The organism is Microbacterium sp. CnD16-F (assembly GCF_024124465.1).
GTDB lineage: Bacteria > Actinomycetota > Actinomycetes > Actinomycetales > Microbacteriaceae > Microbacterium > Microbacterium gawkjiense.
On the sequence record NZ_JAMXSA010000073.1, the window covers coordinates 1 to 10,858 of the forward strand.

7 protein-coding genes and 1 pseudogene are annotated in these 10,858 nt (G+C 64.3%); 2 read left to right on the top strand and 6 right to left on the bottom strand.

What is annotated here, in order from left to right; translation table 11 throughout:
- Window positions 1–157 precede the first annotated feature (157 nt).
- Window positions 158–796: pseudogene (locus tag NH287_RS15505) on the top strand (DUF6349 family protein); the annotation flags it as partial.
- An 88-nt stretch (window positions 797–884) separates the two neighbouring features.
- A complete protein-coding gene (locus NH287_RS13930; protein ID WP_079941021.1) occupies window positions 885–1,259 on the top strand; it encodes a hypothetical protein in 375 nt (124 codons plus the stop codon).
- A 13-nt stretch (window positions 1,260–1,272) separates the two neighbouring features.
- On the opposite strand, the gene NH287_RS13935 is transcribed toward NH287_RS13930, so the two are convergent.
- The 6 genes from NH287_RS13935 to NH287_RS13960 all read right to left on the bottom strand — a co-directional run bounded on the left by NH287_RS13935 (window position 1,273) and on the right by NH287_RS13960 (window position 10,493).
- Window positions 1,273–1,719 carry a hypothetical protein gene (locus NH287_RS13935; RefSeq protein ID WP_079941022.1) on the bottom strand — a complete coding sequence of 149 codons (447 nt, stop codon included), beginning with the start codon at window positions 1,717–1,719 and terminating at the stop codon, window positions 1,273–1,275.
- 62 nt (window positions 1,720–1,781) lie between these two features.
- Window positions 1,782–5,360 carry a MobF family relaxase gene (gene mobF / locus NH287_RS13940; protein WP_079941024.1) on the bottom strand — a complete coding sequence of 1,193 codons (3,579 nt, stop codon included), beginning with the start codon at window positions 5,358–5,360 and terminating at the stop codon, window positions 1,782–1,784.
- Window positions 5,361–5,755: 395 nt separating this feature from the next.
- Window positions 5,756–6,925 carry a thiolase family protein gene (locus NH287_RS13945; RefSeq protein ID WP_079941026.1) on the bottom strand — a complete coding sequence of 390 codons (1,170 nt, stop codon included), beginning with the start codon at window positions 6,923–6,925 and terminating at the stop codon, window positions 5,756–5,758.
- 35 nt (window positions 6,926–6,960) lie between these two features.
- Window positions 6,961–8,115 carry an FAD-dependent oxidoreductase gene (locus NH287_RS13950; protein WP_079941027.1) on the bottom strand — a complete coding sequence of 385 codons (1,155 nt, stop codon included), beginning with the start codon at window positions 8,113–8,115 and terminating at the stop codon, window positions 6,961–6,963.
- 12 nt (window positions 8,116–8,127) lie between these two features.
- Window positions 8,128–9,330: an acyl-CoA dehydrogenase family protein gene (locus NH287_RS13955; protein WP_079941028.1), complete on the bottom strand. Its 1,203-nt coding sequence runs from the start codon at window positions 9,328–9,330 to the stop codon at window positions 8,128–8,130.
- A complete protein-coding gene (locus NH287_RS13960) occupies window positions 9,327–10,493 on the bottom strand; it encodes a CaiB/BaiF CoA-transferase family protein (protein WP_253036098.1) in 1,167 nt (388 codons plus the stop codon). The genes NH287_RS13955 and NH287_RS13960 overlap by 4 nt, the downstream gene beginning before the upstream one ends.
- Between the last annotated feature and the right edge of the window lie 365 nt (window positions 10,494–10,858).

Consider the following 10,858-nt stretch of genomic DNA (forward strand, 5'->3'; position numbering starts at 1 on the left):
CCACTCCTGGGCTGTACTCCGACACCGTGAGTGAGCTCGTCGCGAGCATCTGCAATCACAACGAAAACTAGCCCCCACATCCCTGAAGGATCACGAAACGGTTACACCACTCCACGGGACTTGACCCACCGACTACTTCTCGCCGGGCGAGCTACAGGCCGCGTTTGAGCATTGGCAGCTTCTCAATGGCCGTTTCGGGTCGATCCCGCATAGCCGTATGTGGCACACCGGATACGGATGGCTCAATGGTGGCACCGAGTACGGCGATCACCGCCTCGTCATGTTCTCAGCTGACCTGCGCCCCGAGCCGAAGTGCGAGGGGCCGGGCGACCTCATGTATCTCGCGGTCTGCGAACCATGCGAGTGGCATCAGGTCAGCGACTCGGAAATCGATAGCGTCGAGGGGTGGCACAATCACGCGATCCCGAACTGGCGTGAGCTACCAGTCGTGCCCGCGCAGATTCGGGTGCGCGATGGCGGCGGCTTCACCAAGTTAGGCCGCAAATGGATCGCAGCGCACTACCCGGCCGAGATGCAAGTGTCTGGTGCACCGATCATCACCGAGCGCGCACGCTACGCGACTCGACACGTCGCCGAATACTCGCCCCGGGGCGGCTATGACCTCTCATCAACCGCTCTTGATCGACCCTTGCCTGAGCCGAGTACTGAGGCCCCCGCTGCACATCTCAAGAGTGCTGCGCCTGTGCATACACCGAGGCACAGGGTCTCAGCCGTTCCTGAACATGCTGTGCTTTTCAGGCCTTCAGGCGTACAGTTAGGAGCACACGGCAAATAAGCCCCGCCTGGGGAATGACGGAGCAGCCTGAGCTGCGAAGTGCTTTTACACGAATCTGACCGCCGGTAGATCTGTAAAGGACTCCGTCATGCTCACTATCATCTGGCATCTCAGTAGCTTCGCGAACGATCTGTTGCAGCGGTACGCTCCGACGAACCGGCTGATCTGGTTCCTGCACCGCCGCGAAAATCTCCGCTACGGTGTACCGGCGATGCTGCTCTCGATCCCCTACCTGTTGATCGCACGCGGCGCTCTCGCTCTGATCGAGGTGAGTGCTCCCGAGTGGCTGTATCTCGTGTTCATTCTCTGCATCTGGAACGCGATCAAGTTCCTCGTGTGGGGGCCGATCAGCCTGACGGTACTCGGCAAAGCGAGGTTGCGCGAGGCGCGCGAGCTGAAGCGCATGGCGCAAGAGACAGTTATTGACGAGTGCGGCGCCGAGCCTGCGACTTCTCGTCGGTAGCGGGGCCGTCTACTCAGAACAGTGTCGGGCCGTCGTACTTTGGTGCGGCGGCTCGACGCGCGCCGGATGCCGTTCGAGCGGTTCGCGCGGCACGCGCGGTCTGAGGTTCGGATGGGTTCAAGCGTTCGGCGAGCACGGCTTTCACGTCGCTCCAGATGTCGGGCCGTTCAGTATGGCGGTCTCGGTCGCACGAGCGGCGCAGGTCAGTGAGGAACCTGGTGCGCCGCTCTGGTGTGGAGAGTTGCTCGTAGTAGAACCCTGCACGGTCGTAGTGGGCGATGAACCCGAAGTAGCCCGAGTTGTAGAGGCCCTCGTAGAGCTGGTTCGTGAATCTGTCCTCCGGGTAATCGTCTGCGATGAATCGGAGTAGCGCGTTCACGAATCGTGCTTTGCGCGCTGCAGTTCCTGACGGATAGCCAGAGTCGAGGAACTTGTCGACGGGTGCTCGCTTCACGGCCATCGCTCACTCCTCGCTCACGGCTCTCGGGATGAGAACGAGGTGCGCTTGACTGACCGTGTTCGCTATCGTGTCGGGCCTCGATGCTCGCGCCCGGCTGTCGGCCTCGGCGCGTCAGACTGCGCTGTTTGGCGGGCGATCTGTTGGGCACGGATGAGCGCCACCCCGGCGCGTTCGTAGTCGATGCGTTGCCCGATGCTCTCCGGCTCGGCTCCGAGCGGCTGCGCCTCCCTGGGGTCGATGCTGTGCCGGTCTCGGTATGCGGCGATGGTCATCAGCCCTGATCGCCAGCGCGCCCGATCCTGCTCATTCTCCGGCGCGGCACCGACAGCGATCACCCACTGTTCGCCGCGTTCGAGGGCGGTGTCGATGATCGCGGCGGCGCGCGCTTCGATGAGTTCCCGCCGCTCATCGAGTGCGGCACGCATATCCGCGCTCATCTCTCCGACCGCCTCGGGCAGTAGTCCTACGATGAACCGAGCGCGCGGCAGCGCACTACCAGCGCCGAGCCTCGTTACGGCTTGTTCGAGTCGGTAGTGCAGTACGGAGGCGATGTCGTCGGCATCCGCGAAGCCACGCGCCCGCACAATCCTCGGCATGAGCGTATCGACCGGGTGCCCGCTGGCCTCGGCACGTCGGAGTTCGGCGACGAGCGCCCCGAACGTCTCCGCACTCACCGCCTCGTCTACCTGCGCGTCGGTCAGCCCGGATACCGCAAGCAACCGCGCCCACCTGTCCTGTTGCGCGGCGGCGGCGATCGTCTCGTATTCAGCGGCAAGCTGCGCGATCCCGCCCCATCGTTCCTGCTCGGCAGTGATCGTCTCGTGTGCCGAGAGTTCAGCCCCGACATGCTGAAGCACGCCCTGGAGCACGGTGCGGGCAGTCGCGTCGGGGTTCTCGCCGGGCTGCGGCACGCTGTGCGCGGGATCGAGCCGATCCGTGGCGACATAGGCTCGGTTCGAGTATCTGCCGCGCGTCATGGAGACGTAGAGCACTTCCCTGGTCGTGGTGGCTTCGACGAGTGTGTGTGCGGTATCGACGGTGACGCCCTGGGCACGGTGCGCGGTGACGGCGTAGCCGAGGTCGAGGTGCTCGGCAACGTAGGCGGCGGGCAACAAGATCCCGCCCCCGCGCCGCATGGTGGGTGGCCGCACGAAGACCGAGCCGTCATCGCGCACGTTCGTCACGACCCAGCGTTCACCGTTGCGCACCCATCCGTGTGCCGAGCGCAGGCGGCGGTCGTTCTTCCTCGTGATGATCGTGTCTCCCACACTCACGCGGCTGCCGTCGCCCAGTTCGATCTCGCGTTCAGCGGCGACGTAGCCGTGGGCGATGAGGTCGCGGCGTGCCCGCTGGTTCAGTTCGGTGACATTCTCGACGGTTTCTGCGATCAGGATCGTTCCTCGCCCGGCCTGCCGGTCTTCCCACCAGGCCCAGTACGCAGCCTCGGCCATCTCGTCAATGGTGCCGCCCCTAATCCTGCCATGCTCCATATAGGTGTCGATCACGGGGACGCGGCCGTGGCGCAACTCGAGCGAGGCGCGTTTCTCCCAGTCGTGTTTCAGCCGCCACACCTCCGTCAACTCCGGCGTGCCCTCAGCGCGGTCGTTCACGATCAGGGTGAACGCGCCGCCCACGCCGACCGACTGCAACTGTGCCGGGTCACCAACAAGCAGCACTTTCGCTCCGACCCGCTCAGCCTCACGGGTGATGAGGTCGAGCGAGTGCGTACCCGCAAGCGACGCCTCATCAAGAATCACCAGCTGACCGCGTGTGAAGGTCTGCCCGGTGCGCTCGAACACTTCCCGCCATTTCGCGGTGTTATCGGTCGGGACGCCGAGTTCATCAGCGAGCACTCCTGCCGCGACTGCTGACGGGGCAAGCCCAACCACTGACCCCTCACCGTGCTTCCATTCCCAGGCACGACGCAATGCGCCCAGCGTCGTAGTCTTCCCAGTACCTGCAGGCCCCACGAGAACATCGACGGTGCGGCCTGAGACCGCGATCCGGGCGAGTGCGTCGCGTTGGTCGGGGCCGAGCGTGCGCCCCTCATTATCGGGTTCGTTCGCGAAGCGTTCGATCGTGTCGAGCGCGAGCCTGGGGCCGGCCATGCCCCGCGCTCTCGCGATCAGCCGATCCTCCGCCGCAAGCAACGCTGTCGATGAGAACAGTGTCGAGTGCTTCGGCCGGAATCTTGTGGAGCCATCAGCGCGCCGGAACTCGGCGGGTGTGACGGCAAGTTCGGGCGGGGTGAGCCTGAGCGATGCTTGCTCGGCGGCATCCGCGATCATGCCGACGATGACCTCGCGATCCTCGCTTGACGCGAACCTGAGCCACATGGACTGCCGGGCTGCTTCGGCCATGAGGTTCCAGCGTCGCCAGGTCGAACGTTTCTCGCCCACGGTCTCGATCACTTGCTTCCCGAGGGCTGCGATCATGTCGAGTGGTACATCATCGGCGCGCAACAACCGCACGCCCGAGCTTCTGGGGTCGTGTTGCCACGCAACACTGATCGCCCACGCCGTCGCATCTTCACCGAGGATCACTGTTGCACGATCCCGCCACTCGCTCGTGAGGTCATCCAGCGATCGCACGTCTTTCTCGGGGCGTGTTGCGAGCGTGGCCTCCTGCAACAGCTTGATGACCTGAGCCGACGACGGCCTGCGGCCGTGCCGTGCCACGAACTCCGCAATAAGGCGTTCTTTCTCGACCTCAATATCGCGTGCGCGACTCGAGAACGCTTTGATCAATTCCTCCGGCACATCACTGATCGCCCACGACTGGTTCCGACCAGCAGCTTGCTCGCGTGACTCCCACGAGACCCCAAGCAGCCGGGTGAGTGAGTCAGCGAAGATCGCCTCATGAAGTTCGCTCAGCGCGACCGTCGCTGCGTGCAGAGGTCGCCCGTCAAGCGCGAGCCAACGCATGGTCTGGGCGTGCTGCACCTTGTTCGACACCACCACATGCGTATGCAGGTAGGGGTCTTGCAACCTGGAGTCGTAGTGGTCATACGCGGCTGCAACAACCCCAGCGACGTCGAGTTGCAGCACCGCACCGTCAGGGCCGCGCGCTCCTCCCCGTGTTGCAGTGACCTCGCGCTCCATGAACTGCAACACATCAGCTATCGCGGCATGGTGCGCTTCCCAGATGAGTTGTTGCGTGCCCCCATCAGCCACCGCCCACAACACGGATGCTGACTTCGGAATCGAGAAAGTGAAGTCGTAACCAGCGACCGCCTTACGGCTCTTCTTCGCCGCTTCCTCCGCCTCAATCACCGTGACCGCTTCGGCGCGCTGTGATGGCGTGAGTTCAGGATCGAGCGCGGCAATGCGAGCGGCAACGCGCTCATCGAGCGTCTGGAACTGGCTGTAAGGTCGCCCAAGCGCATCACCCGTCACGGGATCGCGGCCCATCCCGATGAGCAGTTGGAGTTGCGTCTCGGTCACCGTATCCCCGCCCACAATCTGACCGTCCGCGAGGCCACTCAGGCCAGAACCGAGCCATCTGCCGGGTGGGGTTCCCTCTTCGCTGTAGTAGCGAGTCAACGGGGTCGACAAGGCTCTATCGCCGTCGCCATACGCGACCGACTTCAGGAGGTACTTGTACCCATCGCCCGCCGTCATGCGACGCATCGAAACTGTCATCGGAGGCCACCTTTCACGTTCGATAGGTGGCCTCGACTGCCCCGCGCTACGCGGTCAAATCAGAGTCGAGTCGTGGCGCTTCAGCCATGTTTGCAAGATATGTGAGTCGGAAGATGAGCTCGAAGAAAGAACCCTGCAAACTTCAAGCCGCTCCCATGCTGCTGAGTGTGACAGCGAACCACCTACATTCATCGAGCTTGCTGCGGTACGGCTCTGAGCAAGATCCCCCTCTGCCATCCAACGCTGGCAAGGTCATGACGGAGGCCAAAGCCGTTTGATTAGGTACTCTTAAATCAGCCAAAAGGTAACCTGGCCGCTTAGAGTCCAGTGCAGCTTCTGAGCTGCGTACCACCCGAGACGAATGAACTGAACAGCATTGACACTACGGCCATAAGTTACCGCTCAAGAACAACGGCGAGCCCTTGGCCGACGCCGATGCAGATCGCGGCGACTGCGACTCCTCCGCCGCGGCGCTTGAGCTCGTGGGCGGCGTGACCGATGATCCGGCCGCCTGAGGCGCCGAGGGGGTGACCGATGGCGATGGCGCCGCCGTGGATGTTGAGCTTCTCCGGGTCGAAGTCGGGCCAGCCTTTGAGGCAGGCCAGGGACTGTGAGGCGAAGGCTTCGTTCAGCTCGACGAGGTCAACGTCCGCCCAGGTCCGTCCCGCGCGCGCCAGCGCCTTGTTCGCGGCCTCGATCGGCGCGATCGGGAAGATGTCCGGGTCGACGCCGTGGGCGGCACGTCCGGTAATCCGCGCGAGCGGTTCGGCGTCGAGGGCGTCCTCGGCGCCGAGCAGCACCGCGGAAGCACCGTCGTTGATCGAGGACGAGTTCCCGGCCGTCACGGTACCGTCGGCGGCGAACAGCGCTTTGAGACCGGCGAGCTTCTCAACGGTGCTGCCGTCGCGGATGCCCTCATCGCGCGCCATCTCAGCGCCGGGCACCTGCACGATCTCGGCGTCGTAGCGGCCCTCCGCCCACGCTTTCGCGGCGAGCTCATGCGAGCGGACCGAGAACGCGTCCTGTGCTTCACGGGTGATCCCCCACTCCTGGGCGATCTTCTCCGCGGACTCGCCGTTGGAGATGGTCCAATGCTTGGGCAGGGCCCGGTTTACCATGCGCCACCCGATGGAAGTGTTCCAGAGCGTCTGGTTGCCGACCGCCGGCCAGGGCTTCGGGGACTTCTCGAGAACGAAGGGCGCACGGGACATGGACTCCACGCCGCCGGCGAGGATCAGCTCTGCATCCCCCGACTCGATCGCCCGGGAACCCTGGATCACGGCCTCCACGGACGATGCGCAAAGCCGGTTGACGGTGACGCCCGTGACCGAGGAGGGGAAGCCCGCGAGGAGGGCGCCGAAACGGGCGACGTTGCGGTTGTCCTCACCGGCCTGGTTCGCGTCTCCAAAGATCACGTCTTCAATACGTGCGGGATCGACGCCGGTGCGCTCGACGGCGGCTTTCATGACGACCGCGGCGAGGTCGTCAGGGCGGATCCCGGAGAGCGCACCGGCGGCGCGTCCGAAAGGGGTGCGGACGGCATCGTAGATGAACGTCGAGGTCATGGGGTGAACCGTGGTCTTTCTGTGAGTAAGGTGGGTCAGGCTGCGGAGCGCCTGGAGTGATACGCGGCACGGAACTCGTCAGGGACGGTCCCGGCGCCGGTAGCAAGGTCGGCGGCGAGCTCGCCGAGCAGCGGAGCGAACTTCGCACCACGGCCGGAGCAGGCGGACAGGACGACGATGCCTTCGGCCTCGTCAATCAGAAAGTCGCTGCTGGGCGTGCTGGTGAACATGCACGTCGCTTCCGCGTAGGAATCCGGTTCGACACCGGGCACCCATTCCTTGACGTAGTCGCGAGCTCGTTGCCTGGCCTCCGGCCGGATCTGGCCGGTGCGGTCGAAGATGCTCGGGATTACGGTTCCGCCATTGAAGTGCGCGATCTTGAGGCCGTGGTATCCGGCGTCGCGGCCGCCTGGCAGACCGTAGATGTCGACCGTCTCGTTCTCGTGCATGAACGTCGGCCAAGCCGGATAGGGTGCGCCGGAAGCGCCGGCGTCGCGGTAGGGGAAGTGGAACGCCTGCTCCTCACGCACTTCGAAAGACGGCAGTGAGTGGATGAACCCGGCAGGCAGAGCGAGCGAGTCCAGAAGGGTTGGAAGCCACGGGCCGGCCGCGACGACCACTTTCTCGCCTTCGACGACGTCGCCGACCGTGGATTCGACGCGGAAGCCGCCGGTGCGCCGCTCGATAGAGCTGACGGTCCAGTTCGTGAGCAGTCTGACCCGCCCGGTTGCGGCGGCCAGGCGAACGAACGCCTCGACCGTGTTGCGGGCATCAAGCACTCCAGCGCCGGGGTGATAGAGTACCGCGCCGTCGAAGCCGTACTGCGGCCAGCGCGAGCCCGCCTCCGCCTCTGGCAGTAGCTCATGCTCGACACCCAGCGCGTCCAGGACACGGGCGAGGCCGACGGGATCGTTCACCGCGCCATGGTCGAGGGCGCCGGTGGGTTCGATCAGACGTGCACCGTTCTCCCGTTCGAGTTCGTCCCACAGCGGCTTGGAACGGATAACGAGCCCTGTGTAGAGCTCGCTCGGGTAGGCGTAGCGAAAGATCCGCGCGGAGCCGTGCGAACTGCCGTACGGGTTGGCTGGTGCCGACCGCTCCAGCAGGGTCACGTCTTGCCCGCGTTGGGCGAGACGCCACGCGGTGGCGGCGCCGGCGAGTCCTGCGCCTATGACGATGTACTCGCCCATCTCGCTCCGTCCTTACCGCTTGAACGCGGAGACCCCAGTGATCTCGCGGCCCACGATCAGGGACTGGATGAAATCGGTGCCCTCGTAGGTGTGGACGACTTCCATGTCCGTGAGATGGCGGGCGACGTGGTTCTCGAGCAGCAAGCCGTTGCCGCCGAGCAGGTCGCGGGAATCGCGGCATAGCTGCCGCGCTTTATCGCCAGTGAACATCTTCGCGAGCGAGGCCTGCTCGTTGCTTAGGCGGCCTTCGTTCTGCAGGGCGCCGGCACGGAAGCAGACCAGCTGCATCGCTGTAAGGTCAGCGAGCATGTTGGCGAGCTTGTTCTGGACGAGTTGGTAGTGTGAGATCGGGCTGCCGAACTGGACGCGCTCGGACGCGTACTGCACTGCCGCCTCGTAGGCGGCGGTCGCGTGTCCCAACGATTCCCAGGCGACGGTGCTGCGGGTGCGGTTGAGCACCGCCCCGACATCGCGGAACGACTGAGACTTTTCGAGTTTGTTCTCGGCGGGGATCCGAAGGTCTTCGAAGGTGATTTGCGCCTGCTGGATCGCGCGCTTGGCGATCTTCCCTTGGATGGCTTCCGCGTGGTATCCGGACGGGTAACTGCCGTCCTCGTTCTTCTCCAGGATGAACGCCTTGACCTTGTCGTCGGCGGTGTCGCGCGCCCAGATGATGACGAGATCTGCGACGTGGCCGAGGCCGATCCACCGCTTCGAGCCATTGAGAACGTAGTGGTCGCCGTCGAGGCGGGCGCTGGATTCAAGAGCCACGGAGTCGGAACCGTGATCGGGTTCCGTCAGCGCGAACGCGCCGAGCTTCTCGAGCTTCGCCATCTGGGTCAGCCAGCGCTGCTTCTGTTCGTCGCTGCCGAGTAGGTTGATCGTCCCCATCGCGAGGCCGGAGTGCACGGCGTTGAACGTGTTGATGCTCCCGTCACCGCGGGAGAGCTCCATGGCGACCAGTCCCGCCTGCAACCGGGTCAGGCCTGGGCAGCCGTACCCTTCGATCGCGGTGCCGATGATGCCAAGCTCCCCGAACTTCGGGAGGATCTGGTACGGGAAGTCCGCCTGTTCCCAGTACTCGTTGATGATCGGGGTGACCTCAGAATCGACGAAGGCTCGCACCTTCGCGACGAGCGCGCGATCCTCCTCACCGAGGTAGTCCTCGACGCCGTAGAAATCCACGTTGACGCCTGACCTGTTGAGTGCACTCATGCTGTTGCTTCCTTTGCTGAGATCGATGCGAGCGGCGAGGAGCCCGCGAGCCAGCGCCGCACCAGCTCGGTATCTGCGCCTAGCTCGGGGGGCGCCTTGTCGTAGGTCGCCGGGGTCTGTGAGAAGGTGATGGGGTTGCGGATCCCGGACAGAGAGTCATCCCCGGATCCGGCTTGAATGATCGGATCCAGGCCGATGCGCTCGGCGAACTGGACACCGGCTGCGACGTCCTGGATCGGCGCGCACGGGATCCCCGCTGCGGTGAGCCGTTCGAACCACTCCGTGGCGGTCGCATGCGAGAGCGCGGCTTCGAGTAGCGGACGCAGATCGAGTCGGTTGCGGCTGCGGTCGGGCGCGAACGCGAAGCGCGGATCCTCGACGAGTTCAGGCGTGCCGAGCTCCCGGCAGAGCACCCGGAACTGCCTGTCGTTGCCGATCGCGAGCACGATCTCCCCGTCTCCGGTGGCGATCGGCTCGTAAGGGTAGATGCTCGGATGCTCGTTGCCCATGCGGGTCGGAACGACGCCTGCGATGGCGTAAGCGCCGGTCTGGTTCACCAGGCCCGACAGTGCCGAGCTCATCAGATTGACCTCCACCCGCTGCCCTTCACCGGTCACTCGCCGGTGGTTGAGGGCGGCGAGGATACCGATGCAGGCGTGCATACCCGTGAACACATCGACGACCGCGACGCCGGCACGGAACGGCTCGGTCTCCGGCGCCCCGGTGAGACTCATGAGCCCGGAGGCAGCCTGGACGAGCAGGTCGTATCCAGGAAGGCTCGCCCCGCCCGCGGTACCGAACCCGGTGATCGAGGTGAAAATCACGTCCGGGTTCTGAGCCGCCACGCTCTGATAGTCCAGCCCGAACTTCTCGAGACCGCCGGGCTTGAAGTTCTCGATTACGACGTCCGCGCGAGCTGCGAGCTCGCGTGCGGTCGCGAGATCCCCGGGGTCGCTGAAGTCCAGTTCGATCGACAGCTTGTTCCGGTTGATCGAGAGGTAGTAAGTCGACTTGCCCTCATGCTCCGGCGGCATCCAAGCACGGGTCTCGTCCCCGATCGGACTCTCGACCTTGATGACGGTCGCCCCCATGTCCGCCAGCAGCATAGTGCAGTAGGGCCCGGCCAGCACCCTGCCGAAGTCAGCGATGATGGTGCCGCTCAACGGCCCCTGCCCCGAACGCGCGAGTAGTTCTTCAAGTCTGTTGTGATCTTCCACCGTCTACCTCGGGACCGTTCTTCCGTTGAACCGTTTTCGATGTTTTCACCTTGTCAGGCGCGATTAGTGCACGTCAAATACCTATTTTCACGTTATTGATACCTTCAGCACATATGTCCCTCTCCAATCGTTCGTCGCACTGAGACCTGAAATGAAGCAAATACGACACGATATATGATCCTCGTGTCGGCGGCGGGTGAATCCTGGTCACTTTCGGCGCTCGAAAAGTGAACGGTTGCGGGCAGTCTAGCCAGGGGTCTCGTCGGTGGTGGTGCGAATGCTGGGGAGGCTGTCGATGCCTCTGCCGCGGA

Excerpts from the sequence above, each read along its gene's own strand:
- NH287_RS13930 (WP_079941021.1), top strand. The coding sequence starts at position 885 with ATGCTCACTATCATCTGGCATCTCAGTAGCTTCGCGAACGATCTGTTG.
- NH287_RS13935 (WP_079941022.1), bottom strand. The coding sequence starts at position 1,719 with ATGGCCGTGAAGCGAGCACCCGTCGACAAGTTCCTCGACTCTGGCTAT.
- mobF (WP_079941024.1), bottom strand. The coding sequence starts at position 5,360 with ATGACAGTTTCGATGCGTCGCATGACGGCGGGCGATGGGTACAAGTAC.
- NH287_RS13945 (WP_079941026.1), bottom strand. The coding sequence starts at position 6,925 with ATGACCTCGACGTTCATCTACGATGCCGTCCGCACCCCTTTCGGACGC.
- NH287_RS13950 (WP_079941027.1), bottom strand. The coding sequence starts at position 8,115 with ATGGGCGAGTACATCGTCATAGGCGCAGGACTCGCCGGCGCCGCCACC.
- NH287_RS13955 (WP_079941028.1), bottom strand. The coding sequence starts at position 9,330 with ATGAGTGCACTCAACAGGTCAGGCGTCAACGTGGATTTCTACGGCGTC.